The sequence below is a fragment of the Mesopusillimonas faecipullorum genome (assembly GCF_020539505.1).
GTDB classification, from domain to species: domain Bacteria; phylum Pseudomonadota; class Gammaproteobacteria; order Burkholderiales; family Burkholderiaceae_B; genus Mesopusillimonas; species Mesopusillimonas faecipullorum.
Genome location: NZ_JACDXW010000003.1, coordinates 356,064 through 380,877 on the forward strand (window position 1 = coordinate 356,064; position 24,814 = coordinate 380,877).

Here is a 24,814-nt window from a genome sequence, read left to right on the forward strand (position 1 = left end):
AACGATTACCCAGCAGTGTTGAAAGTGGCAAGTCCTCTGCACCGAAAAAACTCAAGAGGTTTTTTTCGCCAGCAACCCCTTCAGCATATCTAGGCGGGCCTTAGGACTTAGGCCCGCCATCTCGTCAGCCGGCCCGGTTGACGCAGCCCCCTCCCCCATCTCCGCGATGAACCTAGAAGGTTCACGTATCAAGTCTTCTCTGGCTCGGCGACGCTTTTTGCACCAACTGATGTGCAAAGACCGCTTGGCACGTGTAATTCCCACATACATTAAACGCCGCTCTTCTTGCACGCGCTGCACCAAGGTTTCGGCGGCGTCAGGCCCATCGTTCTCGTCCTCTTCGCGCCCTAAGTGGGGTAGCAAGCCTTCTTCCACACCTATGAGGAAGACATGGGGGTATTCCAGCCCCTTGGCTGCATGCAGCGTAGAGAGCTTGACGGCATCCGGTTCCTCATCGTCACCGCGCTCTAGCATGGTCACCAGCGCCACATGTTGGGCAAGGTCCAGCAAACGCATCCCATCTTCATCGGCTTTACGCTTGAGCCAGGCCACGAGTTCCATCACATTCTGCCAACGTGTAGCCGCTTGACGTTCTTCACAGCTGTCGTACAAGTAGCGTTCGTATTGGATAGCTTCCAACATGCCAGTCAAGGCTTCACCCGCAGCGGGCCCGCCATCGGGACGAGCGGCCTCTTGCTGCAAACGCTGAATGTAAGTGGCGAACACCTGCAGGGGCTCAAGTTGACGCGCTGCCAGGCGTTCGGTGGGGCCGATTTCAAATACCGAGGCAAACAGCGATAACTGCCGCTCGCCGGCAAATTGCCCCAAGGTTTGCAGGGTGGACTGCCCTACTCCTCGCTTGGGCGTCGTAACCGCTCGAATAAAAGCAGGGTCGTCGTCGTCGTTGGCCAGCAGGCGCAGATAAGCCAACACATCGCGTATCTCGGTTTTATCGAAAAAGCTCTGACCGCCCGAAATCGTGTAGGGAATGCGCAGATTGCGCAGCGACTGTTCAACGATGCGCGCCTGTTGATTGCTACGGTACAAAATCGCAAAGTCCCGCCACTGGGCCTGGCGCTCGAAGCGCTCAGCCGAAATGCGCATGGCTATTGACTCGGCCTCAGCCTGGTCGTTATCCATTGCCGTCACGCGTATGGGCTCCCCGTGTCCTAAATCGGACCACAGCTTCTTATTGAAAACATTGGGGTTGTGGCTGATAACCTGGTTTGCCGCCGACAAAATACGCTGCACCGACCGGTAGTTCTGCTCTAGCTTGATCAGTTCAAGCGAGGGATAGTCACTTGAAAGCTGGGTCAGGTTTTCAACAGTCGCCCCACGCCAGGCATAAATCGCCTGGTCATCATCGCCCACAGCCGTAAACATGGCCCTGTCACCTACCAGCGCCTGCATCAGCCGATATTGGCACACGTTGGTGTCTTGATACTCGTCTACCAATAGGTATTTAACGCGAGCCTGCCAGCGTGCGCGCACCGTCTCATCACGCATCAGCAGCAAGGTCGGTAAGCGGATGAGGTCGTCAAAGTCGACCGATTGGTAGGCCTGCAAAGTCGCGTCGTAACTGCGGTAGATGCGCGCCGCCTCGGCTTGGCCCGGCGTACTGGCCGATTTATCGGCGGCGTCGGGGTCCATCAGGGCGTTTTTCCACAAAGAGATCGTTTGCTGCACTTCGCGCAAACGAGCCTTGTCGGTAGTGGCCAAGAGCTCTTGAACGATGGCCAGCGCATCCGTAGCGTCTACGATGGAAAACGAAGGCTTAAGCCCTACTGCCTGGGCCTCCTCGCGCAAAAACCGCAGACCCAACGAGTGAAAGGTACTGATGGTCAGGCCTTTGGCCATACGTGGCTCTACCAACTCGCGTACGCGCTCGCTCATTTCGCGAGCCGCTTTGTTGGTAAAGGTCAGCGCAACGATCTGCCTGGCCGTATAGGCACACTCGCGCAACAGATAGGCGATTTTCTGGGTAATCACCCGTGTTTTGCCGCTACCTGCCCCTGCCAGCACCAAGCAGGGGCCATTTAAATACAGCACGGCGGCACGTTGCGGGCCGTTCAGAGTCGTAGGCAAAGTATGCCCATGCGTTTGTGGGAAAGCGCTCATATTTGTTGCGGGTCCACTTCAAGTTGCCAGCGCACGCGGCAGGCCGTGCCCAGCTGCGCCAGTACTGGCATCCAAGCGGCCAGAAACGCCTGCAACACAGGGCGACTGACACTTTCGACAAGCAATTGCGCGCGCTCGACGTTGGCAACCCTGACAATGCGCAGGGGGACCGGATCGTACAACATGACAGCTTCATAGGCCTGCGCTAGTTCGGGCTGGCTCGCCAGCCAATCGCGCGCTTGTTGCAGGTAATCCAGCGCATGGGCCAACTGCCGTGCCTCTGCGGTTAGCAAAGCCTGATAGGCATAGGGAGGCAAACCAATTTCTTCGCGCTCATGCAAAGCGTAATCGGCAAAGCCGTCATAATCATGGCGCCGCAAAGCCTGATACACGGGCTGCTCGGGGTAATCGGTTTGTATCATGACGGCCCCACCTTGCGTATGGCGCCCCGCCCGACCTGCCACCTGCATCAGCTGGGCAAATAAACGCTCGGGCGCGCGGAAATCATGGGCAAAAAGCATGGCATCGGCGTTCAGAACCCCCACCAGCCCCAGCTTGGCAAAGTCGTGCCCTTTGGCCACCATCTGCGTGCCCACCAGTATGTCTACCTCGCCGGCATGCACCTGGGCAAAGAGTGCTTCGGCACTGCCTTTGCGCCGGGTGCTGTCGGCATCAATGCGCGCAATACGGGCCTGAGGAAAGCGTTCGGCCAAATACTCTTCGACACGTTGCGTGCCACGGCCCATGGGCTGAAGATCTTGATCGCCGCAGTCTGGGCAAGCGCGCGGCACGCGTGAGCGATGCCCGCAGTGGTGGCATTGCAGTTCATTGCGAGGCCCACCTTGGCGATGCATGACCATATAAGCCGTGCAGCGCGTGCAGCGGCTAAGCCAGCCACAAGAATGGCAAGACAGCACCGGGGCATAGCCGCGACGGTTCAGGAACACCAGGCTTTGCTGCCCTGAGGCAAGACGCTGCTCGATAGCCTCAAGCATCTGCGGTGAAAAACCCTGCTGCAAGCGCAAACGTCGCGTGTCAACCAACTGCACCTCGGGCAAGGTAACTGTTGTGGCCCTTTGAGTGAGGCTAAGCTTGTGGTAGTTTGCGCGCTGCACGTGCAACCAGCTTTCCAGCGAAGGGGTCGCCGAGCCCAACAGCACAGGTATGTCGCGGTCGCGTGCACGCCATACAGCCAGATCGCGCGCGGAATACCTTAAACCCTCTTGCTGCTTGTACGACGCATCATGCTCTTCATCGATGATGATCAGACCCAGCTTGGGCATAGGTGTAAAAATAGAAAGGCGCGTACCCAGCAACACGCTGGCCTGGCCACGTTGCGCCTGCAACCAAGCGCGCAAGCGCTCTCCCTCGGCCAAACGGCTATGCAAGACGGCTAACTCATGCCCCGCCTGTAAAGACGCCAGCCGCGCACGCAAGACTTGCTCCAACTGGGGCGTGAGGTTGATTTCGGGCACCAGAAGCAGTACCTGCAAGCCCTGCTCTAAAACCGCTTGCATGGCGCCCAAATAGACCTCGGTCTTGCCGCTACCCGTCACACCGTGCAACAGCACGGGTTGAAAAGCACTCAGGCCTGCCAGATAGTCCACCGCTGCTTGTTGTTCTACATTAAGCCTGGGGGCCGCTAGAGGCGGCACGACAGGGGTGGCACGCGCCTTGCGCTTATCAATACGGGCCACGGGCCCGCCTGCAGAACGCTCACCTTGATAGGCGCTGATTTTGCGCAAGCTGGCTGGCAGCACCGGCAGCATGACTTCGCCCAAGGGGCGTTGATAATAGCCGGCCGCAAAGGCTGCCATACGCAGCCAATCGGCTGGCATAGGCGGCAAGTCGTCCAGTACCTGCTCAATCTCTTTGACTTGTTCGGGGGCAATACCCGGTTCATCGAACAAGGCTACAGCCATACCCACCACTTTGCGCCGATTGCCAAAAGGCACGATGACGCGTTGACCTGGCTGAACCGGCACGCTACTGCGATAGACGAACTCACCCTGTAACGGTACATCCAGTGCAACATGAACCCAGACCGTGCAAGCACTATCCGGTGTCAGCTCACCCTCTGAGTTCGTAGAAGACGCCACGCGTGAATCTGCCAATTCTTAAAGTAATTTATTAAGTATGCTGTTGAAAACCAAGCCCCACATCCCTTTTACAACACCTACCCTGCCTGTGGATAACTTTGGGGAAAATAAGAGGACAGATATCCTGGAAGTCAATCGGATATAACCCAAGGATTATGAGAAATATTGTTATGCCTGAATAAAAATGCTTTATATCAAATACTTATCTTATCTATTGATACTGTATCTGATAAATTTCAAAATTATTGCGGCGCAGCGCTGCTTGTGCACAAGTTGGTTTCACCTGTAGCTGAAAACCGTGTGCTTGCCCGCGCTGCCCCTAGGCCGGCCACCAGCTTAATGGTGGCGTTTGCTATGGTTATGCACCTCGTCGACCAAGATGGCGACAGACTCTGGCGGCGTAAACTGAGAAATACCATGGCCCAGGTTAAACACATGGCCGCCTTGCCCTACCGCACCAAAGTCGTCCAGTACCCGTCTGGCTTCTGCTCGTATGGCCGATTCCGTGCCAAACAACACCATGGGGTCAAGATTGCCCTGCAAGGCTACGCGGTCACCCACGCGCTGACGCGCCTTGGCCAGGTTCACCGTCCAATCTACGCCCATCGCATCACAGCCTACAGCAGCGATGTCTTCCAACCACATGCCACCGCCTTTGGTAAACACGATGGTGGGCACCTTGCTGCCGTCAGGGGCCGGTTGCAGCTGCTCCAGCACTTTACGCGTATAGGCCAATGAACAGCTTTGAAACAGGCCGTCTGCCAGCACGCCGCCCCAGCTATCGAACAACATGACTGCCTGGGCCCCTGCTTGTATCTGCGCATTAAGATACTGCGCCGTTGCCTGAGCGTTGATGGTCAGAATATGGTGCAGAAGGTCGGGCCGGCCATACAACATACTTTTAATATGACGATAATCGCTGGAACCTTGGCCTTCGACCATATAGCAAGCGATCGTCCAGGGACTGCCGGCAAAACCTATCAAAGGGACCTTGCCGCCCAGCTCTTTGCGTATCAAGGTGACCGCGTCAAACACGTACTGCAAACTGGACAAGTCAGGCTCATGCAAAGCGTGAACCTCTTGCTCTGTACGCAAGGGCCTTGCAAAACGTGGCCCTTCACCCGGCAGAAAATTCAAACCCAGCCCCATGGCGTCTGGTACCGTAAGAATGTCGGAAAACAGAATCGCGGCATCCAGGTCGAAGCGACGCAAAGGCTGCAAAGTCACCTCGCATGCCAGTTCGGGGTTTTGCGCCAACCCCATGAACGAGCCTGCGGCCTCTCGGGTTTGCTTGTATTCAGGCAGATAACGACCTGCCTGGCGCATGAGCCACAAGGGCGTGTAAGGCACGGACTGCCGCATCAACGCGCGCAGAAAAACATCGTTTTGGAGCTTAGGGAAAGACACGGTTATCCTTCAGAAAAGTTCGCTGGCATTTTACCCGTGCCGCAAGGCATGGGTAGGTTGCGGCCCATGGCCCTGTAGGGCATGGGGTCTATTTTGTATTTGTGCATCAACGCCCAGAACGCACGCCTGTGCTTCTGCACGGATCGCGCCGCCATGGCGATATTGCCTTGATGGCGATGCAGGGCGGCTTTGATATAGGCGGTTTCAAAGTGCTCTACGATTTGCGTTTTGGCCGCTCTTAAAGACGTACCGCTGCTTTCACCCGCCGCAGCCGCTGCGTAAGACTCAAGCACACTTACCGGCATGTTGTTTGCACCCAGTGTGGGGTGTTGTCCATGTTCAGCACCCACCTCTTGGTAGGTCACATGGGCTTCGCCTACACTCAATGCAGAACCGCCAGGGTCTGACTCAATATGTTTGATGTAAACCTTGGCCTGCTGCCTGGCTAACAGACGCTCACATCGCGCTCTCAATTCCTCTGCGCAAAACGGCTCACGCAAAAAATCCTCTACCCCCAACTTATGCAAGTCGTCCAGTGCAGCCGCCCTCAGGTCGCGTGTAATCGCAATGACCGGCGTAGTCAGTAGCGGCCTGGCAGCCTGCAGGTTGGTGCGTACCCACGACAGGTTGGCCGGGTGAACCTGCAGCAAACACACATCGTAGCGGCGTAAGTTCATGGCGGTTGAAGCCAAGGCACGCCCTTCCTCTGCGCCTGCCTCTACTTTCAGCAGGTGTATAAGCAGCCTGCCGCCCGCATGGCTACCCGGCAGGCCTGCCACGTAATTCTCATTGCTTGGTGTTGCCAGTACCGCGCAATCCAGATGCTCCCTCATGACTTACCCTCCTTATATCGAATCGTTGTTGGCATTCGATATAAGCGTAGTAATCCAAACGAAATCCGGCAATTCGCACAAGCCACACATCGGCATTTACTGAGTCGCATTTCCCAAAGGAAAAACGGCCCCGAAGGGCCGTTTCTGGGTGTCGGGAAACACGCACCCGGCTGGGTGCCTTTCCGTCCTAGCGACGTTGCTTGGAGGACAAGCGGCGTGCGACAGCTACCTGCTCCGCCAACATGGCGAGTTCGGCTTCCATAACGGCGACATCGGTTTTGTCCTTGGCGTTGCGCAGGGCTTCTTCGGCGCGCGCGCGCGCCTGCTCGGCCTTGGCTTCGTCCAGGTCTTCGGCACGGATAGCCGTGTCGGACAGAACCGTTACACCGCCGGGCTGCACTTCGAGAATGCCGCCCGCTACGAACACGTGTATTTCCTCGTCGCTATCGGCCAGAGCGATCTTGACCGTACCCGGCCGGATACGGGAGATGAGCGGCGTGTGGCCGGGCAAAATACCCAGCTCGCCCGCCTCGCCAGGCAGCGCCACGAACTTCGCCTTACCGGAGAAGACCGAGTCCTCTGCGCTGACGACGTCAACATTCAGATGGGCCATAGCGTGTTTCCTTTATTACAGCGACTTCGCTTTTTCGAAGGCTTCGTCGATGGAACCGACCATGTAGAAAGCCTGCTCGGGCAGTGCATCACACTCGCCTTCGACGATCATCTTGAAGCCGCGCAGGGTTTCTGCCAGTGGGACATACTTGCCGGGCGCACCGGTAAAGACTTCGGCGACGTGGAAAGGCTGGGACAGGAAGCGCTGAATCTTACGCGCACGAGCCACAGCTTGCTTGTCTTCGGGAGACAATTCGTCCATGCCCAGAATCGCGATAATGTCGCGCAATTCTTTGTAGCGCTGCAGCGTTTGCTGAACCGCACGGGCAATGCCGTAGTGCTCTTCGCCCACGACCTGAGGGTCGAGCTGACGGCTGGTGGAGTCGAGCGGATCGACGGCGGGGTAAATACCCAGCGCAGCGATGTCACGCGACAACACGACCGTGGAGTCCAAGTGCAAGAAGGTGGTTGCAGGCGAGGGGTCGGTCAAGTCATCGGCAGGCACGTACACGGCCTGGATGGAGGTAATGGAACCCGTCTTGGTCGAGGTGATGCGCTCTTGCAGCTTGCCCATTTCTTCGGCCAGCGTAGGCTGATAACCCACGGCGGAAGGCATACGGCCCAGCAGAGCGGACACTTCGGTACCGGCCAGCGTGTAGCGATAGATGTTGTCGACGAAGAACAGAACGTCACGGCCTTCATCGCGGAAACGCTCGGCCATGGTCAGGCCGGAAAGCGCCACGCGCAGACGGTTGCCGGGAGGTTCGTTCATCTGACCGAACACCATGGCCACTTTGGACTCAGGCAGGTTTTCCAGTTGGATAACGCCTGCGTCGGACATTTCGTGGTAGAAGTCGTTACCTTCACGGGTACGCTCACCCACGCCGGCGAACACGGACAAACCGCTGTGCGCCTTGGCAATGTTGTTGATCAGCTCAAGCATGTTAACGGTCTTGCCCACGCCGGCGCCACCGAACAGGCCAACCTTACCGCCTTTGGCGAAGGGGCAGACCAAGTCGATAACCTTGATGCCGGTTTCGAGCAGTTCGACCGAAGGAGACAGCTCGTCGAACTTGGGAGCGTCTTGGTGAATAGCGCGCGTCTCTTCGCCTTGGATGGGGCCACGCTCGTCGATGGGACGGCCCAGCACGTCCATGATGCGACCCAGTGTGCCGGGGCCGACAGGCACCGAGATGGGAGCGCCGGTGTTGCTCACGGCCATGCCGCGGCGCAGACCGTCGGACGAACCCATGGCGATGGTACGCACCACGCCGTCGCCCAACTGCTGCTGCACTTCAAACGTCAGGCCGGCTTCGGCAAACTTGGAACTGTCATCAGCGAGCTTGAGCGCGTCGTAGATGTTGGGGATGTTGTCGCGGGGGAACTGAATATCCACCACGGCGCCGATGCACTGAACGATGGTACCGTTGCTCATGTCTAGTCCTTGCTAAGTATCTTGACGGGATGCCTGTCTGCGTCAAACAGCGGCAGCGCCCCCAACGATTTCTGAAAGCTCTTTAGTAATGGCGGCCTGGCGGGTCTTGTTGTAGACCAGTTGCAGATCGCCGATGATTTTCTTGGCGTTGTCCGATGCCGCCTTCATGGCAACCATCCGGGCTGATTGCTCGGAAGCCATGTTTTCGGCTACAGCCTGATAAACCAGGCCTTCTACGTAACGGAGCAGCAAGTCGTCGATAACCGACTTGGCATCTGGTTCGTAGATGTAGTCCCAGCCATATTCAGACTTGGGAGCACCTTCCGTAGCGCCTGGTTCTTGGTCGCCACTTTGGAAAGGATCCGCCAAGCCGGAAGGCAGCGGTAACAGACGTATGAAGCTGGGTTCCTGCTTCATGGTGTTGACGAAACGGTTGGTAGCCAGATAAACGGCATCAACCTTGCCCGCGACGAAATCGTCAAGCTGAACCTTGATGGCGCCGATAAGACGCTCAAGGTTGGGGGCATCGCCCAATTGGGTTTCTTGCGACACCAGCGTCGTACCCAGGCGTGTCAGGAAGCTCAGCCCCTTGTTGCCCAGGGCGGTGAACTGCACATTCACACCTTGCTCTTGGAAGGCCTTGTAACGAGCCAACGTCAAGCGAGTAATGTTGGTGTTCAAGCCACCACACAGGCCTTTGTCCGTCGTGACCAGCACCACACCCACTGACTTGATTTCGTTGCGCTCAAGTAAGTAGGGGTGACGGTATTCGGGATGTGCCTGCATCAGGTTCGCGGCAATATCGCGCACCTTAATCGCATAGGGACGACCGGCACGCATCCGCTCCTGCGCCTTGCGCATCTTGGATGCCGCCACCATCTCCATGGCTTTGGTGATCTTCCGCGTGTTCTGCACGCTTTTGATCTTGGTTCGAATTTCCTTGATTCCGGCCATCGTACTTCCTGTCAGGGCGTTTCGGCAGAGCGCATCTGGCGCCCTGCCTTACCTTCGGGTGGTTGAAGCCCGTGCTTCAGCCCCCCGCCACATTGCCTTAATAAGCGCCTTGCTTCTTGAAGGTGTCGATGGCGGCGGCCAGTTCGGCTTCGTCTTCGGAAGACATAGCCTTCTTGTCTTCGATACGTTGAACCAGTGCTTCGTTCTTGGCCTTGAGCGTATCCTTGAGGCCTTTCTCGAAGGAGAGCACACGAGATACGTCGATATCATCGAGGTAGCCCTTGTTAACCGCGAACAACACAATAGCTTGTTCCCAAACAGCCAGAGGCTGGTACTGGGGCTGCTTGAGCAGTTCAACCACACGCTTACCGCGTTCGAGCTGGCGACGGGTAGCGTCGTCGAGGTCGGAGGCGAACTGAGCGAAAGCGGCCAACTCACGGTACTGTGCCAAGTCGGTACGAATACCACCAGACAGCTTCTTGATGACCTTGGTCTGAGCGGAACCACCCACGCGAGACACCGAGATACCGGCGTTAATAGCGGGACGGATGCCAGCGTTGAACAAGTCGGTTTCCAGGAAGATCTGGCCGTCGGTAATAGAAATGACGTTGGTCGGAACGAAAGCGGAAACGTCGCCTGCTTGCGTTTCGATGATAGGCAGAGCCGTCAGCGAACCGGTTTTACCCTTGACTTCACCCTTGGTGAAGGCTTCGACGTAGTCGGCGTTGACACGCGCGGCACGCTCGAGCAAGCGGGAATGCAGGTAGAACACGTCGCCGGGGTAAGCTTCGCGCCCGGGAGGACGACGCAGCAACAGCGACACTTGACGATAAGCCCAGGCTTGTTTGGTCAGGTCATCATAAATGATGAGTGCGTCTTCGCCACGGTCGCGGAAGTATTCGCCCATGGTGCAACCCGAGTAAGCGGCCAGGTATTGCATGGCGGCGGAATCGGAGGCAGCGGCGGCAACCACGATGGTGTATTCCATGGCGCCATGCTCTTCGAGCTTGCGCACCACGTTGTTGATCGTGGAAGCTTTTTGACCGATAGCGACGTAGACGCAGGTAACGCCCTGGCCTTTCTGGTTGATGATGGTGTCAACTGCAACAGCCGTCTTACCAGTCTGACGGTCGCCAATGATCAGCTCGCGCTGGCCACGACCGATAGGCACCATGGCGTCGATAGCTTTGGTACCGGTTTGCAGAGGCTGGTCAACCGATTGACGAGCAATCACGCCGGGAGCGACTTTCTCGATGATGTCGGTGGCCTTGGCATTGATCGGACCTTTGCCGTCAATGGGGCTGCCCAGTGCGTCGACCACGCGACCGCACAGTTCGGGGCCGACGGGCACTTCCAGAATGCGGCCGGTGGTGCGCACCAGATCGCCTTCGGAAACACCAGTGTAGTCACCCAGGATCACGGCGCCGACCGAGTCGCGCTCGAGGTTGAGTGCCAGACCGAACACATTGTTGGGGAATTCAAGCATTTCACCCTGCATCACGTCGGACAAGCCGTGGATGCGGGTAATACCGTCGGTAACGGAGACGACCGTGCCCTGCGTGCGCACATCGGTAGACGCACCCAGGCCTTCGATGCGGCTTTTTAGCAGCTCGCTGATCTCGGAAGGGTTAAGTTGCATGTTGAGACTCCTGGAATCCTGTTAGGCAGGCCGCTTCAGGCGGCCAGCGTGTCGCGCATGCGGTCGAGCTGAGCACGCACGGATGTATCGAGTACTTGATCGCCAACCACCACACGTACCCCGCCGATCAGGCTGGCATCGACGGTGACAGTGGGCTTCAGCTTGAGGCCGAATTTCTTTTCGAGCGCACCCACCAGTTGTTGGACCTGTGCATCTTCGAGAGGGAAAGCGCTGGAAATTTCGGCCAGCGCCGTGCCTTCGAGGCGGTTCTTCAACTGGTTGAACTGCTCGGCGATCTCGGGAAGCGCCGTAGCGCGCCCGTTCTCGATAAGCAGCGCGACAAAGCGGCGAGCCGAATCGGATACCGGCGCCTTGACCAGGCCCAGGAACAATTCGGTACGCTGCGCGTCGTCCAGGCGCGGATCAGAAAGCGCCTCGCGGACGTCCTCGAGGGACATCAGCGTTGCCAGTTCGTCCAGCAGGCCCGACCAGGAATCAAAACCTTTTCCCTCGTTGCGGACCGACTCGAACAACGCCTCGGCGTAAGGCCTTGCGACAGTCGATAGTTCAGCCATTGCCTGCCCTGAAATTAAAGTTGCGTCTTGAGCTGGTCGAGCAGATCGGCATGCGCCTTGGCATCGACTTCGCGCTTGAGGATTTGTTCGGCACCCTTGACAGCCAGCACTGCCACTTCGGCACGCAAGCCATCACGTGCGCGCTGCACTTCTTGGGCGGCATCCTGGCGGGCCTGCTCGAGAATACGCGCCTTTTCGGCCTCGGCTTCGCGACGGGCTGCATCAATCAGGCCAGCAGCCTGCTTTTCAGCTTCCTGGATACGCGTCTGGTTTTCGGACTTAGCAGAGGCCTCGATGAGGCTGATGCGCGCCTGAGCCTGAGCCAAATCGGCCTTGCCCTTATCGGCGGCCGCCAAGCCATCGGCAATTTTCTGGCGGCGATCATCCATGGCTTTCGTGAGAGGCGGCCATACGAATTTCATCGTAAACCAGCCCAGCACGAAAAACACGATCATCTGGAAAAAGAGAGTCGCGTTTAAATTCACGGTCGTTTCCCTTGAATACCACTCGGTGTCAGGTAGTAGCACTACCCAACGCTGATTCCAAGCTGCCGGAAACGCCCACTTTGGGCATTACCGGCAACGGCTTACCCCGCCCCAATAGGCCGGGTGAGTATTTGCGCTTAACCGACGAAGGGGTTGGCAAACGCGAACAGCATGGCAATACCCACGCCGATCAGGAAGGCCGCGTCGATCAGACCAGCCAACAAGAACATCTTCGTTTGCAGTGCGTTCATCAGTTCGGGCTGACGAGCGGACGCTTCGAGGTACTTGCCCCCCATCAGTGCAATACCGATACTGGCACCGAAAGCACCCAGACCGACAATCAGACCGCAAGCCAGAGCAACGAGAGCAACGTTGGTCATAACAACTCCTTGGTTAAGAACTTCGTGTAATCAACAAGACTGAAAAAGAAAACAGCTACGCAAGCCACCTTGCCTGCAGGTGGGGCACGACATAAAGCCGAGCCCTACCTGGCATTCCATCAATGACCCTCGTGAGCCAAGCCGACGTACACCAGAGACAACATCATGAAGATGTACGCCTGCAGCAATACGATCAAGATATGGAAGATTGCCCATACCGAACCTGCCAGCACGTGACCGATACCAAGACCAATGCTGGCACCATCGGCACCGAGCCAGGCCCCACCCAGCAGAGCGATCAGCATGAACAGCAGTTCGCCCGCAAACATGTTGCCAAACAACCGCATACCCAGGGAGACCGTTTTAGCGGCGTACTCCATCAGGTTCAGCAGAATGTTGAAAGGCATCAGCAACACACCGACAAAGCCGTGGCCATGGAAAGGCGCAGTGAAGAGTTCTTTGACGAAACCGCCGCCGCCTTTGATCTTGATACCGTAGTAGATGGTAAGGATCAGCACACCCAACGACATACCCATGGGGATGTTCAAGTCGGCTGTCGGCAGAATGCGGTGATGGTAGAGAGGATCGCCATGCTCGGCACCCAGACCCGTTACCTTCCAGATCCACGGAAGAAGATCGACAGGCACCAGGTCGAGGGCGTTCATGAGAATCACCCACAGGAAGATGGTCAGCGCCAGCGGAGCGACGTAACGACGCGTGGCTTCGCTGGGAATAATGGATTTGGCTTCGCTCTGGACCATATCAACCAGAGACTCGATCATCATCTGGAAACGGCCCGGCACACCGGCTGTGGCACGGCTAGCGACCCGCCACAGAACGAAAACGACAATCAGCCCCATAAGCAGGGACCAGACCAGGGAGTCGTAGTTGATGATGCTGAAGTCAGCAATAGCGCTTTGCTTTTCACCTACGTTGTTCAAGTGAACAAGGTGATGCTGAATGTAATAAGACTGTGGCGAAACGTCGCTAGCTGCAGCCATCGTAACCCTACCCCAAAATTTCGTCACGAGATGCCCGCCCCGGCCAAAACCGGAGAACAGACCCTTGATTCATTTTTTTGTACTGCTTACCGCTACGGCAGCTTGCCCATCATCAGCAGCAGCACATAACTTTTCAGTACACATACCAGCCCGAACAACATAGCCAGCCATACTAGCCACGCTTGCCATTCGTAGGCAGCCCACGCAAGCAACAGCGCAGCCACCCCAAGCTTGACCAGTTCACCCAGCAGAAAACCTACTGGCCCCACCGGCCTTGCACCCAACATACCCACCAGCAGCCGAACGGCAAAAAACAGATTCGGAAGGTAGTAGGCACCACCACCGACCAGCGCAGAAACCCCTGCTTGCCAGCCGAAAAACAACCAACATATCAGCGCCGCGAACAACACCGCCACGCCTTGGACCCAAACTATCCGGCCTAAGCCTCGGACTGAGCTGGCACGCAGAGCGGCACGATCAGCCTCGGTAAGAACCAGCTTTTCTGCAGGCCCTTCGTTTTCGGCTTGGGCCGCATTGTACGCGGGATTCGGCATCAGCTTCGGCCTTGCGGCATACATCCAACAAAAAACACTGGCGCCACCGCACAAGCTGCACGCACGCGTCATGTGTCAAACCCATGGAGTATAACTTTATTCTTTTCCAGTAAGCAAATTGTCAGCTGGCTACCGCGTTAATTGTTGGCCTGGCGACACAAACCCGTCACTTGGAACGTAGTGACGGGTTTGCCAGGTCTACTCTTGACGGAACTGTGGCGGACGTTTTTCCAGGAAAGCGGACATGCCTTCCTTCTGGTCATGCGTAGAAAACAAAGCATGAAAATTGCGTCGCTCGTTCAGCAAGCCCTCATCCAGTGGCACCTCGTAGGCACGATTGATGCACTCCTTAGCCATCATGACCGACGGTAAAGACATGGAAGCAATGGTGGTGGCCGCTTCCATGGCTTCATCCAGCAATTTCTCAGCGGACACGACACGCGCCACCAAGCCGTATTTTTCGGCCTCTTCAGCTGTCACCATTCTGCCCGTCAGGATCATGTCCATGGCACGCGCCTTGCCGATGGCGCGCGGCAGACGCTGAGTGCCGCCAAAGCCAGGGATGATGCCCAGCTTGATTTCGGGTTGACCAAAACGCGCATTGTCTGCCGCGATGATGAAGTCACACAACATGGCCAATTCACATCCACCGCCCAGGGCATAGCCGGCAACAGCCGCAATAACGGGCTTACGTATGCGTCGCAGCGACTCCCAATCATGGCCGAGGTAATCCGCCTTGAAAACGTCCGAGTAAGACCAATCTTTCATGGCGGCGATATCGGCCCCAGCGGCAAAGGCCTTGCCGCTGCCCGTCAAAACGATGGCACCCACGCCCTCGTCGGCATCCAACGCGCGCATGGCCGCAGCCAATTCAGCGATGATTTCGTTGTTAAGCGCATTGAGCACCTTGGGACGGTTGAGCGTAACCAGTGCCACACGGCCCTGATGCTCGACCTTGATTTGGGTTTCCGACATGCCTGCTCCTTAGTCTGAGTAAACAGTAATATAGGGTCATGAATATGCAGCCCATACTTTACCGCTTAACGCCCTTCGATCCATCCGGCCACCGCCTGCGTGTGCACATGACTCTTGCGCGCCCTAACCCTGACGGCCAAAGCTTCAGCTTACCCGCGTGGATTCCAGGCAGTTATCTCATACGCGATTTTTCGCGCCACATCCTGAGCTTGAAAGCGTTCAACGACGAACAAGACATCAAGGTAGAAAAACTGGATAGCCACACATGGCGCTGTGCGCCGTGCACAGGCCCCCTGCACCTTGAGTACACCGTTTACGCCTGGGATCTCTCTGTACGCGGCGCGCATTTTGACGACAGCCATGCTTTCTTCAATGGCACCAGCGTGTTTCTTCAAGCCCATGGCCATGAGAACACCGCCTGCCTGCTAGAACTGCAGCCGCCGCCCGGCATCAAGAACTGGACAGCCCACACCAGCATGCCGCATGCGCCTGAACATGCCATGCCGACCGACGGTTTTGGCTGGTATACGGCGCCAGACTACGATGCCTTCATCGACCATCCATTCGAAATAGGCACCCCTACCAGCATTGCCTTTACGGTGCATGGCGCCGAACACGAAATGGTATTCACCGGGGTCATCCCCAACCTTGACCTCGAACGCATCGCCCGCGACACCCGCAAAATATGCGCCGCCCAAATGGCGCTATTCGAACCAGAATCCACACAAGCCGCCCCCTTCCTGGACAGTGCTTCGCGCTATGTGTTCATGACCATGGTGACCGAAGACGGCTACGGCGGTCTTGAACACCGCGCCTCGACCGCGCTGATGACTTCACGACGCAGTTTGCCCACCCTGGGCCAAACCGAGACCACGCCTGAATACCAAGAGTTCCTGGGCTTGGTCAGCCACGAGTACTTTCATACCTGGCACGTCAAACGCATCAAGCCCGCTGTGTTTGCACCCTACGACCTGGCCCGTGAAAACCACACGCGCCTGCTATGGGTTTTTGAAGGCTTCACGGCCTACTACGACGACCTCATGTTGTTGCGCGCCGGGCTGATTAGCGAAGAAACCTACCTTAAGACCTTGGCACGTACGATCAGCAATGTGCACACAGGCGCAGGCCGGCTCAAGCAATCGGTAGCCGAAAGTTCATTCGACGCCTGGACCCGCTTTTACAAGCAAGATGAGAACGCCGCCAACGCCATCGTCAGCTACTACACCAAAGGGTCATTGGTGGCGCTGAGTCTGGACTTGCTCATACGCCAGCAAACCCAAGGCAAGCGCTCACTCGACGATGTCATGCGCCTGCTGTGGCAACGATTCGGCAAGGATTTTTATCGTGGCCACCCGCAGGGCGTGCCAGAAGCCGCCATGCCCGAGCTTATCGAACAGGCAACGGGTGTCGACACCTCAGACTTTCTTGAGCGTTACGCATACGGTTGCGAAGACCTGCCCTTGGCGGAACTGCTGGCCACACAAGGCATCACATTGAGCTGGAAGGCAGGCCAAACGGCTCCCACGCTTGATGCGCGCCTGCGCACCCAACACGGCCAAACCACTTTGGCCAGCGTGGCGGAAGGCGGCGCAGCCCACAAAGCCGGGCTTTCCGCCGGCGACAACTTGGTCGCTCTTGATGGTTTGCGCATTACCACCGAAGACAGCCTCAAGCGCCTCTTGAGCGCCTATCAGCCTGGCGACGCGCTTACTGTGCATGCCTTCCGGCGCGACGAATTGCGTCAATTCACCGTCACGCTGTCGGCACCCGCAAGCAAGGAATGCTCGCTGTCTCGTGGTTGATGCGTTTACAAGCCTGCCTCCAGGCGGGCTTGTATGGCCTTGGCCGCGGTCACGCCATCGGCCAAGGCCGTTACGACGCAGGGGTGCTGACGTTTAGCCACCTCGCCCACCGCATAGACGCCCGGCAAACTGGTTTGCGCGGTGGCCCACTCGGTAGCAATAAACCCCTGCTCGGTGCGCGCAAGCGGCAAACCATCGGCGAAAGAAACGCACGGCTCCCACCCGTAGCACACCAAAATCAAATCGTAGCGCTTGCCCTGAACCGTGCGGGCACCCAAATCCAGCTGGTCTGGCTGGGGGTACACATTTTCGCCAGGAAAGGCACGCACGAATTGCTGCTGCGCCCGCACATTGCGAGCATAAACGTCGACTTTTTCTGCACCGCGATCTTGGGCAAACAAGGCATTCTCGAAAGCGTTGTCACCGCCGCCCAGCACCGCCACCCGTTTACCTTGGAAATTTTGCGCAGCCACGTGCTCGCCAGGCCCGATCAAGACCCCGGGCATGGGCTGTGACCCCGGCGACAAACCCGACAAGCCACGCGCCCGCACACCCGTCGCCAGCACAATGTTCGAGCTTAATAAGCGCTCGCCCCGGAGAAGGGTGACGACATACGTTTGGCCTGATGCCTCTACGCGCACCACGGCATTGTTCAATTGCAGCGGCACTTGCGCCTGCTCTAGGCTGGCTGCCAATTGCTCTGCCACCTCGGGCCCGGTGCGCCCCGGTAAAGTGGCATTCCAATTGTCGTGGTAAGGATGCCCCAGGCACAGCCCGCCTATACGGCTACTTGCCTCTACCACCAAGGGCAAAAAGCCCAGCCGCGCCAGCCACACGGCGCACGAAACACCCGCCGGACCGGCCCCAATAATGATTGCGTCGTAGCGCTGCGTATCTGCCTGCATGATAAAAAAGAAAAAACCGCGCCTAGGCTTTTGAACAGTCGAAAATGCATTATGACATCGATAGCGGCGCCCCCAAGACACCAAGCCCGCTTTGCGGCGCAAGCGGTTTTCCTGCAAACTGTCGGCCTTCCTCTTACCGCGCCATAGCCCGCATACCACATCATGCAAACTCGCCGCATATTCTTTACCCAACTTGCGCTGGATGCCCGCATAGGCATTCTGGAACACGAGCTGCGCAGCACCCAGCCCTTGCATATTGATGCCGAATTCGACGTACGCGTTGCGGAACCTGTGCGCGACCACAATATTCGCACCGTGCTGGATTACCGCCAACTACGTGAAACCATTTTGGACGAGTGCACACGTGCCCATGTGAATCTGCTGGAAACACTGATAGAGCACGTAGCAGACACACTGATGGAAAAATTCCCGGAAATTCAGCGGGTTAAAATACGCATCAGCAAACCCAATGCTTTCTCTGATTGCGCCGCTGTCGGTATAGAACTGCAGCGCGAACGCTAGCCCAACCTTTTATTTCTTCATGTCCGCGCCAGACCTTTCTTCGCTCGCCGTTGCCCGCGATCGGCAAGCCACTACCAAACATACCGACCCTCGCAAACAGCGCCAGGACGACAACAAGCTTGCCAAGCGACTGATACGCGAAACGGGCCGTGCCATCGCCGACTTCAATATGATCGAAGACGGCGACAAAGTCATGGTGTGCCTATCGGGCGGTAAAGACTCATACGGCTTGCTGGAGATCCTGCTCACGCTGAAAGCACGGGCGCCTATTCACTTTGACATCATTGCCGTCAATCTCGATCAAAAGCAGCCTGGCTTTCCCGATCACATCCTGCCCGAATACCTGAAGGCACGCGGCGTCCCTTTTCACATCGAAACCCAAGATACCTACTCGGTCGTGACACGCGTGCTGCCACCGGGCAAGACCATGTGTTCGCTGTGCTCGCGCATGCGCCGGGGCATTCTGTATCGGGTCGCCGACGAATTGGGCGCAAGCAAAATCGCGCTGGGCCACCATCGCGACGACATACTCTGTACCTTCTTCCTGAACCTGTTTTATGGCGGTCGCTTGAAGGCCATGCCGCCCAAGCTGATGTCTGACGATGGCAAGCACATTGTCATCCGGCCACTGGCCTACGTGCCCGAAAAAGACCTCATCGCCTATGCCCAGCTCAAGGCCTTCCCCATCATTCCCTGCAACCTCTGTGGCTCGCAAGAGAACCTGAAACGCCAGGAAATGCGCCGCATGATAGAAGACTGGGACAAGCGCTTGCCCGGTCGCTCATGGAACGTATTCGGCGCGCTGAACAAAGTCGTCCCCTCACACCTGATGGATACGCAATTGTTCGACTTTGCCGGTTTGAAAACCACGGGCCAGGCCGACGAGAACGGCGATACGGCCTTCGACACTGAAGACTTCGCCGATACGCCCGCAGGCGTGATTCCGTTTGCTGAAGATGATGAAGGCCAGGCTATCGAGGCCACTAGCGCATCGGCCAACGGAAAAACCCCCGGCGCCGCAACACGCGAGGCCAAGGTCTGGTCTTTGCAGGTCGAGTAAGTATGGTGCAGGCCTACCGGCCTGCATTGCCAAGCCTGGTTTTACATGCCTTCCCAGCGCGGCCCGGGAAGCTCTACGCCGAATAAATCCATGACCCGCACCAAGGTCTGGTCGACCATTTCTTCTATGCTTTGCGGGTGATGATAAAAGGCAGGCAGAGGGGGAAAGACAACGCCACCCATCTCGGTAACCGCCGTCATATTGCGTAGGTGCGCCAAATTCAAGGGGGTTTCGCGCACCATCATGACCAGGCGCCGACGCTCTTTAAGCGTGACGTCGGCGGCCCGGGTAATCAGGTTGTCGGACAAGCCATGCGCCACAGCCGCCAGAGTACGCATGGAACAGGGCACCACCAACATACCCAGCGTGGAAAACCCACCACTGGCCAACGCCGCGCCCACGTCGCGAAAGCTGTACACCACATCGGCCAGCTCGTGTATTTGCTGGCGCGTCATGCCCAATTCGTATTTGATATTGAGCACGCCGGGAGGTGACACCACCACATGCGTTTCAACATCGGTGCAGCGGCGCAAAGCCTGCAACAAGCGCACAGCGTAAATGGACCCGGTAGCGCCGGTCACGCCCAGCACCAAGCGTCGTCTTGGCTGGGCCGATGGGCTGGGCGGAGAGGGGCTCATGCCTAAGCTTGCAGAGCGCCGGCCTCTTCCAACACAGACTTCAGTTCGCCGCTTTCAAACATCTCGGCGATGATGTCGGAACCACCCAGAAACTCGCCGGCAACGTACAGCTGGGGAATCGTGGGCCAATTGGCGTACTGCTTGACGCCTTGGCGCACTTCGTCGTCTTCGAGCACGTTAACCGTGACCAGCTTGGTAACGCCGGAAGCCTTGAGAATTTGAATGGCACGACCGGAGAAGCCGCACTGCGGAAACTGTGCAGTGCCCTTCATGAACAGCACCACAGGGTTGCCGGTAACGGTTTCGCGGATGAAATCTTGAACGTCGCTCATGGTGTTCTCTTAAAAAAGGGGTTGGGCACTGCGTGGCGCAGGCCTGCTGGCGCCCTTAAAAACCTTACAAAACAAGGGGGATAGCGCAACAGCATCAACTATCCCCCATTATATGCCCGCCCGTCGATCGCGGTATTCCCGCCAAGTCGGGCAAGCTGCGCACTGCCGAAAAACCCGCCTCGATCAGCAAGGAGCGTACAGCGGGTGCCTGATCGTAGCCATGCTCTAACCACAACTGCCCGCCCGTCGCCAAATAGGCCGGCGCCTGCGCCACAATAAGCCGTATCGCAGACAAACCATCGGCGCCGTCTGTTAACGCCATGGCAGGCTCGAAACGCAAATCGCCCTGCGACAAATGAGGATCTTGCGCTGCGATATACGGGGGGTTGGAAACGATTAAATCAAAGGACCTTGGCGCGTCGGGCACGGCACCGTACCAATCACCTTGGTAGAAAACCACACGCGCGCCAAGCGCCTGCGCATTGCGCTGCGCCAGGCCCAGCGCTTCGGAACTGGCATCTGTGGCCACCACTACCGCATCAGGCCGCGCCAACGCTATGGAAATCGCAATCGCACCGCTACCGGTTCCCAAATCCAGAACCCTGGGCGCGGGGTGCGCCAGCTCATCCAAAACCGTCAGGGCCTGCTCTACGAGCAATTCAGTTTCAGGGCGAGGAATCAACACCCCCGGCCCGACTTGAAAAGCATGCCCCATGAACTCGCGCTCACCCAATAAATAGGCAATGGGCTCGCCCTGCTCACGTTGTGCTTGAGCCTGCAGATACGCCTGTACTGCGGCCTCCGGCAGTTCGTCGGTATCATGCGCCACCAGCCAGGCACGCGAAACGCCTAGCGCCTGCTGCAAGAGCATACGAGACTCTAGACGCGGCAGCGGACTGGCCTCTAGCAAGGCTTTGACGGTAGCCATCGCCAAGCCGCCTTAGTTATCCGCCAAGGCAGCCAAGAGCTCAGCCTGATGTTCGGCCAATAAGGCATCGATAAGTTCGCTCATATCGCCTTCCGTGATGGCGCCTAGCTTGTACAGCGTCAGGTTGATGCGATGATCGGTCACACGGCCTTGCGGGTAGTTGTAGGTACGAATGCGCTCGGAACGATCCCCTGAACCCACCAAGCTTTTACGTGTCGCGGCCTCTTGGCTCTGACGCGCCTGCTGCTCGCGGTCTTTCAGGCGGGCCGCCAACACCTGCATGGCTTTATCCCGGTTGCGATGCTGGGAGCGGTCGTCCTGGCATTCCACCACCAAGCCCGTAGGCAAGTGGGTAATACGCACCGCCGAGTCGGTCTTGTTCACGTGCTGCCCCCCCGCACCGCTGGCGCGGAAGGTATCAATGCGCAGATCGGATGCGTTGATGGCGATGTCTTCCACCGCATCAGCCTCGGGCAGCACAGCCACCGTGCAAGCCGATGTATGGATGCGCCCTTGCGCCTCGGTGGCGGGCACTCGTTGCACGCGGTGCGCACCCGACTCGAATTTCATGCGCCCATATACGTCTTCACCGTCGATACGCGCAATCACCTCTTTGTAGCCACCCACTTCGGCCTCATTGCTGGACATGATCTCGACACGCCAGCCCTGAATTTCCGCATAGCGGCTATACATGCGCAGCAGATCACCCGCAAACAAGGCGCTTTCGTCACCGCCCGTGCCCGCCCGGATTTCCAAGAACACACTGCGGCTATCATCGGGGTCGCGAGGCAGCAACAGCACTTGCAAAGCGGCCTCCAACTCGACGATTTTCTCGCGCCCCAGCTTGAGCTCTTCTTCAGCCAGCGATTTCATTTCCGGGTCGGACATCATTTCCTGAGCCGCCGCCACATCAGCCTCGGCACGCTCGTACTCACCAAAAGCGGTAGCGACGGGCTCGACCTCGGCGCGCTCGCGCGAAAGCTTGCGGAACTTGTCCATGTCGGAAGCGATTTCGGGCTCAGCCAACATGGCATCTATTTCGATCAACCGACGAGCCAATTGCTCCAGCCGGTTGCGCATGGAAGTTTTCATGGGAGAAGGGAAAAAAAGAGGAAAACGGACGCGCGCGAGAATGGGCGTGCGTCGCTACCGGCGGCGTTCAGTACGCGGCAACAACTGGGGCATCAACTCCAGCAACTGCTCACGTTCACCGGCTTCGCTGCGGTTCAAGGCCGACAAAGGGCCATGCATGAATTTTTGAGTCAGACCGTACGCCAACTGTTCTAACACTTGCTCGGGCGCAACGCCTCGGGCCAGCATGCGCCGCGCACGCTCCAATTCGGCCTGTTGTACTTTCTCGGATGCTTCGTGCATTTCCATGATGGCGGGAACGATTTCTCGTTTTTGCATCCAATGCATGAAGTTCTGCACACGCGTTTCGATGATGGCCTCTGCCTGCACCACCGCCGCACGACGCGCATCGGTGCCGGTTTGCACCATGCGGCCCAAGTCGTCCACCGTATATAGGTAAACGTCGTCCAGACGCCCCACCTCGGTTTCGATATCGCGCGGCACGGCCAGATCGACCATGACCATGGGCCGGTGGCGACGCAGGCGCGAAGCGCGCTCGACCATCCCCAAGCCCAATATGGGCAAGGAGCTGGCCGTACAGGACACCACCACGTCGAAGTCGGCCAAACGCTCTGGCAGTTGGCTGAGCTTCATGGTGGTGGCGCTAAAGCGCGAAGCCAGCAGATCGGCACGCTCTACCGTGCGGTTGGCCACCATCATGCCCCGCGGATGCGCGGCAGCAAAGTGCGTGGCACAGAGTTCTATCATCTCGCCGGCACCGATGAACAGCACATTGGCTTGGTCCAAATCGCCGAACACGCGCTCGGCCAAGCGCACCGCAGCCGCCGCCATGGAAACCGAGTTGGCACCGATAGCGGTTTGGGAACGAACCTCTTTGGCAACCGAAAAGGTGCGTTGAAACAGTTGGTGCAGCAAGGTGCCCAGGGCGCCAGCTTCGTTGGCCGCACGCACAGCATCTTTCATTTGGCCAAGTATCTGCGGCTCGCCCAGCACCATGGAATCCAGCCCGCTAGCCACACGAAACGCATGGCGCACCGCATCGTTCTGCTGGTAACGATACACATGGGGCTGAAGGCTGGTGGATTCCAGTTTGTGAAACTGCGCCATCCAGGCCGGCAACTGATCGACCACTTGCGGCTCAGCCGCACAGTAGATCTCAGTGCGATTACAGGTGGAAAGAATAGCCGCCTCGCGTACCGCCGCGCCCCAAGTGCTACGCAGGGCGTCAAGCGCCGGACGCAGGAGTTCACCAGGCACAGCCACGCGCTCGCGCACCGAAAGGGGCGCCGAGGTATGGTTCAAGCCAAAAGTGAAGACGTCGACGGACATGGCAATCTTACAATCGATAACAGCCCCGGAAACCGCCTGCAATGAAGCGAAAACACCGGACATACACTGCCATCTGGGGGCTAAACACCTGAAACTCAAGGCGAATCAGGGTGAGATTATAGTCCCTTAGCGCCCCAAGGGCTAAAAACCACAGTGCCGTTTGGACAACTCTGTGGTTTTTAGTGTATGATCTCGATCTTTCGTGGCCTGGTAGCTCAGTCGGTAGAGCAGCGGATTGAAAATCCGCGTGTCGGTGGTTCGATTCCGCCCCAGGCCACCATCCCCTCTTCCCACCCCATCTCACCAAGTCCCATTTCCATCGCGAAAACAAGGGCTTGCGACAAAAACTCATCCCAGACTGTCTCATCGGATTCCAATGAATCCCGGGCTTTTTGTACCCTGGCGCTGTACCCTAACCTATCGGCTCAAATCCGAGGAACTCTTGGGGATGGGCTATGAAACTGTCAGTAAAAACCGTTGAAGCGGCTAAACCGGCCGACAAAGAGTACATGCTGCCCGATGGGGACAAATTGTATCTCCGCGTGCAGCCACGAGGCTCAAAAAGCTGGCTATTTCTCTACTCCGACATAGCGAGTCGCCGGGTCAAACTGACCCTCGGCGCCTACCCTGCCATGTCGCTTGCTGCCGCCCGGACTGCTGCCGAAGAACATCGTCAAAACCTGAACGCGGGCAAAGACCCCCGCCAAATGCAGCGTGAAGCCCAACAAGAGGCCCAACGCCAGGCGCTGGCCACCTTCGAGAAAGTGGCTCTACCCCGTAATCGGGGGATCTAGGCATTCACTAGACTCGGTTAATTACACCATTCCAACCGCATTGGGCCAAGACCCGCAAGCGGTAGTTCTCAAAATTCCTGAACCCATACGCTCTGCGTGAGAGCATCTCCATCTTCGTGTGGAACCCTTCGGTGATGCCGTTGGATTTGGTGAAGCGCCACATCCTCACGATCGGTTCGAGCCACGATCTGAGCGTTTCAGCCAATGCCCGTGCCGGACTCTGTTCAAACTGCGCGATCAACGCCAGGAACGGGCGCATCATCTTCTGAGCCCGCTTTCTGTTCAGGCTCTTCATGACCAGGAAGCCATTCAGTTGCTGTTTGGCGAAGTACAACGCCCGAAGCA

25 protein-coding genes and 1 tRNA gene are annotated in these 24,814 nt (G+C 57.7%); 5 read left to right on the plus strand and 21 right to left on the minus strand.

Going from position 1 to position 24,814, the window contains the following annotated elements; genetic code table 11:
* Positions 1–51 precede the first annotated feature (51 nt).
* The 14 genes from H0484_RS08200 to H0484_RS08265 all read right to left on the minus strand — a co-directional run bounded on the left by H0484_RS08200 (position 52) and on the right by H0484_RS08265 (position 15,067).
* The gene (locus tag H0484_RS08200; protein WP_226954091.1) at positions 52–2,118 is read right to left on the minus strand and encodes a UvrD-helicase domain-containing protein; all 2,067 of its coding nucleotides are present in this window, start codon (positions 2,116–2,118) and stop codon (positions 52–54) included.
* Positions 2,115–4,217 (minus strand): primosomal protein N', encoded by a 2,103-nt coding sequence (locus tag H0484_RS08205; protein ID WP_226954092.1) that lies wholly within the window; start codon positions 4,215–4,217, stop codon positions 2,115–2,117. The genes H0484_RS08200 and H0484_RS08205 overlap by 4 nt, the downstream gene beginning before the upstream one ends.
* A gap of 336 nt (positions 4,218–4,553) precedes the next feature.
* Positions 4,554–5,624 (minus strand): uroporphyrinogen decarboxylase, encoded by a 1,071-nt coding sequence (hemE, locus tag H0484_RS08210; RefSeq protein WP_226954093.1) that lies wholly within the window; start codon positions 5,622–5,624, stop codon positions 4,554–4,556.
* A gap of 2 nt (positions 5,625–5,626) precedes the next feature.
* The gene (locus H0484_RS08215) at positions 5,627–6,457 is read right to left on the minus strand and encodes a helix-turn-helix domain-containing protein (RefSeq protein WP_226954094.1); all 831 of its coding nucleotides are present in this window, start codon (positions 6,455–6,457) and stop codon (positions 5,627–5,629) included.
* A 187-nt stretch (positions 6,458–6,644) separates the two neighbouring features.
* Complete coding sequence (locus H0484_RS08220) at positions 6,645–7,070, minus strand: F0F1 ATP synthase subunit epsilon (RefSeq protein WP_226954095.1); 426 nt, start codon at positions 7,068–7,070, stop codon at positions 6,645–6,647.
* Between the two features lie 15 nt (positions 7,071–7,085).
* Positions 7,086–8,504, minus strand: a complete 1,419-nt coding sequence (atpD, locus tag H0484_RS08225) for a F0F1 ATP synthase subunit beta (RefSeq protein ID WP_226954096.1) — start codon at positions 8,502–8,504, stop codon at positions 7,086–7,088.
* 42 nt (positions 8,505–8,546) lie between these two features.
* Positions 8,547–9,458 carry a F0F1 ATP synthase subunit gamma gene (gene atpG, locus H0484_RS08230; RefSeq protein ID WP_226954097.1) on the minus strand — a complete coding sequence of 304 codons (912 nt, stop codon included), beginning with the start codon at positions 9,456–9,458 and terminating at the stop codon, positions 8,547–8,549.
* Positions 9,459–9,555: 97 nt separating this feature from the next.
* Positions 9,556–11,097 carry a F0F1 ATP synthase subunit alpha gene (gene atpA / locus H0484_RS08235; protein ID WP_226954098.1) on the minus strand — a complete coding sequence of 514 codons (1,542 nt, stop codon included), beginning with the start codon at positions 11,095–11,097 and terminating at the stop codon, positions 9,556–9,558.
* A gap of 35 nt (positions 11,098–11,132) precedes the next feature.
* Positions 11,133–11,672: a F0F1 ATP synthase subunit delta gene (locus H0484_RS08240; protein ID WP_226954099.1), complete on the minus strand. Its 540-nt coding sequence runs from the start codon at positions 11,670–11,672 to the stop codon at positions 11,133–11,135.
* Positions 11,673–11,686: 14 nt separating this feature from the next.
* Positions 11,687–12,157: a F0F1 ATP synthase subunit B gene (locus H0484_RS08245; RefSeq protein ID WP_226954100.1), complete on the minus strand. Its 471-nt coding sequence runs from the start codon at positions 12,155–12,157 to the stop codon at positions 11,687–11,689.
* 137 nt (positions 12,158–12,294) lie between these two features.
* On the minus strand, positions 12,295–12,537 hold the full coding sequence (atpE, locus tag H0484_RS08250) for a F0F1 ATP synthase subunit C (RefSeq protein WP_017523626.1): 243 nt from the start codon (positions 12,535–12,537) through the stop codon (positions 12,295–12,297).
* A gap of 119 nt (positions 12,538–12,656) precedes the next feature.
* Positions 12,657–13,538, minus strand: a complete 882-nt coding sequence (gene atpB, locus H0484_RS08255) for a F0F1 ATP synthase subunit A (protein ID WP_226954101.1) — start codon at positions 13,536–13,538, stop codon at positions 12,657–12,659.
* A 92-nt stretch (positions 13,539–13,630) separates the two neighbouring features.
* Positions 13,631–14,092 carry an ATP synthase subunit I gene (locus H0484_RS08260; protein WP_226954102.1) on the minus strand — a complete coding sequence of 154 codons (462 nt, stop codon included), beginning with the start codon at positions 14,090–14,092 and terminating at the stop codon, positions 13,631–13,633.
* A 198-nt stretch (positions 14,093–14,290) separates the two neighbouring features.
* Positions 14,291–15,067, minus strand: coding sequence for an enoyl-CoA hydratase (locus H0484_RS08265; protein WP_226954103.1), 777 nt, complete (start codon positions 15,065–15,067; stop codon positions 14,291–14,293).
* A gap of 38 nt (positions 15,068–15,105) precedes the next feature.
* On the opposite strand from H0484_RS08265, the gene H0484_RS08270 reads away from it, so the two are divergent.
* Complete coding sequence (locus H0484_RS08270) at positions 15,106–16,869, plus strand: M61 family metallopeptidase (protein ID WP_226954104.1); 1,764 nt, start codon at positions 15,106–15,108, stop codon at positions 16,867–16,869.
* 5 nt (positions 16,870–16,874) lie between these two features.
* Here the strand turns inward: H0484_RS08270 and H0484_RS08275 are convergent, their stop codons facing one another.
* Positions 16,875–17,774, minus strand: coding sequence for an NAD(P)/FAD-dependent oxidoreductase (locus tag H0484_RS08275; protein WP_226954105.1), 900 nt, complete (start codon positions 17,772–17,774; stop codon positions 16,875–16,877).
* 162 nt (positions 17,775–17,936) lie between these two features.
* Here H0484_RS08275 and folB point away from each other — a divergent pair, with 162 nt between their 5' ends.
* Both folB and ttcA read left to right on the plus strand, forming a co-directional pair.
* Positions 17,937–18,296, plus strand: coding sequence for a dihydroneopterin aldolase (gene folB / locus H0484_RS08280; RefSeq protein ID WP_226954106.1), 360 nt, complete (start codon positions 17,937–17,939; stop codon positions 18,294–18,296).
* A 19-nt stretch (positions 18,297–18,315) separates the two neighbouring features.
* Positions 18,316–19,356: a tRNA 2-thiocytidine(32) synthetase TtcA gene (gene ttcA, locus H0484_RS08285; protein WP_226954107.1), complete on the plus strand. Its 1,041-nt coding sequence runs from the start codon at positions 18,316–18,318 to the stop codon at positions 19,354–19,356.
* Positions 19,357–19,397: 41 nt separating this feature from the next.
* Here the strand turns inward: ttcA and H0484_RS08290 are convergent, their stop codons facing one another.
* From H0484_RS08290 to hemA, 5 genes are all read right to left on the minus strand, one after another.
* The gene (locus H0484_RS08290; protein WP_226954108.1) at positions 19,398–19,994 is read right to left on the minus strand and encodes a UbiX family flavin prenyltransferase; all 597 of its coding nucleotides are present in this window, start codon (positions 19,992–19,994) and stop codon (positions 19,398–19,400) included.
* 2 nt (positions 19,995–19,996) lie between these two features.
* On the minus strand, positions 19,997–20,326 hold the full coding sequence (gene grxD / locus H0484_RS08295) for a Grx4 family monothiol glutaredoxin (RefSeq protein WP_226954109.1): 330 nt from the start codon (positions 20,324–20,326) through the stop codon (positions 19,997–19,999).
* Between the two features lie 94 nt (positions 20,327–20,420).
* Complete coding sequence (gene prmC, locus H0484_RS08300) at positions 20,421–21,254, minus strand: peptide chain release factor N(5)-glutamine methyltransferase (protein ID WP_226954110.1); 834 nt, start codon at positions 21,252–21,254, stop codon at positions 20,421–20,423.
* 12 nt (positions 21,255–21,266) lie between these two features.
* Positions 21,267–22,346, minus strand: a complete 1,080-nt coding sequence (gene prfA / locus H0484_RS08305; protein WP_226954111.1) for a peptide chain release factor 1 — start codon at positions 22,344–22,346, stop codon at positions 21,267–21,269.
* A 54-nt stretch (positions 22,347–22,400) separates the two neighbouring features.
* Complete coding sequence (gene hemA, locus H0484_RS08310) at positions 22,401–23,675, minus strand: glutamyl-tRNA reductase (protein ID WP_226954112.1); 1,275 nt, start codon at positions 23,673–23,675, stop codon at positions 22,401–22,403.
* A gap of 204 nt (positions 23,676–23,879) precedes the next feature.
* Between hemA and H0484_RS08315 the strand changes: the two genes are divergently transcribed.
* Positions 23,880–23,955 (plus strand) — tRNA-Phe (locus tag H0484_RS08315).
* Positions 23,956–24,130: 175 nt separating this feature from the next.
* On the plus strand, positions 24,131–24,469 hold the full coding sequence (locus H0484_RS08320; RefSeq protein ID WP_226954113.1) for an Arm DNA-binding domain-containing protein: 339 nt from the start codon (positions 24,131–24,133) through the stop codon (positions 24,467–24,469).
* 7 nt (positions 24,470–24,476) lie between these two features.
* Here H0484_RS08320 and H0484_RS08325 read toward each other — a convergent pair.
* A partial coding sequence (locus H0484_RS08325) for a transposase (RefSeq protein WP_226954114.1) occupies positions 24,477–24,814 on the minus strand: 338 nt, incomplete at its 5' end.

Bases quoted from the DNA above. Each gene is read 5' to 3' on its own strand.
- grxD (WP_226954109.1), bottom strand. From the start codon at position 20,326: ATGAGCGACGTTCAAGATTTCATCCGCGAAACCGTTACCGGCAACCCT.
- hemA (WP_226954112.1), bottom strand. From the start codon at position 23,675: ATGTCCGTCGACGTCTTCACTTTTGGCTTGAACCATACCTCGGCGCCC.
- prmC (WP_226954110.1), bottom strand. From the start codon at position 21,254: ATGGCTACCGTCAAAGCCTTGCTAGAGGCCAGTCCGCTGCCGCGTCTA.
- H0484_RS08275 (WP_226954105.1), bottom strand. From the start codon at position 17,774: ATGCAGGCAGATACGCAGCGCTACGACGCAATCATTATTGGGGCCGGT.
- H0484_RS08320 (WP_226954113.1), top strand. From the start codon at position 24,131: ATGAAACTGTCAGTAAAAACCGTTGAAGCGGCTAAACCGGCCGACAAA.
- atpD (WP_226954096.1), bottom strand. From the start codon at position 8,504: ATGAGCAACGGTACCATCGTTCAGTGCATCGGCGCCGTGGTGGATATT.
- H0484_RS08220 (WP_226954095.1), bottom strand. From the start codon at position 7,070: ATGGCCCATCTGAATGTTGACGTCGTCAGCGCAGAGGACTCGGTCTTC.
- atpG (WP_226954097.1), bottom strand. From the start codon at position 9,458: ATGGCCGGAATCAAGGAAATTCGAACCAAGATCAAAAGCGTGCAGAAC.
- atpE (WP_017523626.1), bottom strand. From the start codon at position 12,537: ATGACCAACGTTGCTCTCGTTGCTCTGGCTTGCGGTCTGATTGTCGGT.
- H0484_RS08240 (WP_226954099.1), bottom strand. From the start codon at position 11,672: ATGGCTGAACTATCGACTGTCGCAAGGCCTTACGCCGAGGCGTTGTTC.
- folB (WP_226954106.1), top strand. From the start codon at position 17,937: ATGCAAACTCGCCGCATATTCTTTACCCAACTTGCGCTGGATGCCCGC.
- H0484_RS08270 (WP_226954104.1), top strand. From the start codon at position 15,106: ATGAATATGCAGCCCATACTTTACCGCTTAACGCCCTTCGATCCATCC.
- ttcA (WP_226954107.1), top strand. From the start codon at position 18,316: ATGTCCGCGCCAGACCTTTCTTCGCTCGCCGTTGCCCGCGATCGGCAA.
- atpB (WP_226954101.1), bottom strand. From the start codon at position 13,538: ATGGCTGCAGCTAGCGACGTTTCGCCACAGTCTTATTACATTCAGCAT.
- H0484_RS08260 (WP_226954102.1), bottom strand. From the start codon at position 14,092: ATGCCGAATCCCGCGTACAATGCGGCCCAAGCCGAAAACGAAGGGCCT.
- H0484_RS08200 (WP_226954091.1), bottom strand. From the start codon at position 2,118: ATGAGCGCTTTCCCACAAACGCATGGGCATACTTTGCCTACGACTCTG.
- H0484_RS08215 (WP_226954094.1), bottom strand. From the start codon at position 6,457: ATGAGGGAGCATCTGGATTGCGCGGTACTGGCAACACCAAGCAATGAG.
- H0484_RS08265 (WP_226954103.1), bottom strand. From the start codon at position 15,067: ATGTCGGAAACCCAAATCAAGGTCGAGCATCAGGGCCGTGTGGCACTG.
- H0484_RS08290 (WP_226954108.1), bottom strand. From the start codon at position 19,994: ATGAGCCCCTCTCCGCCCAGCCCATCGGCCCAGCCAAGACGACGCTTG.
- prfA (WP_226954111.1), bottom strand. From the start codon at position 22,346: ATGAAAACTTCCATGCGCAACCGGCTGGAGCAATTGGCTCGTCGGTTG.
- atpA (WP_226954098.1), bottom strand. From the start codon at position 11,097: ATGCAACTTAACCCTTCCGAGATCAGCGAGCTGCTAAAAAGCCGCATC.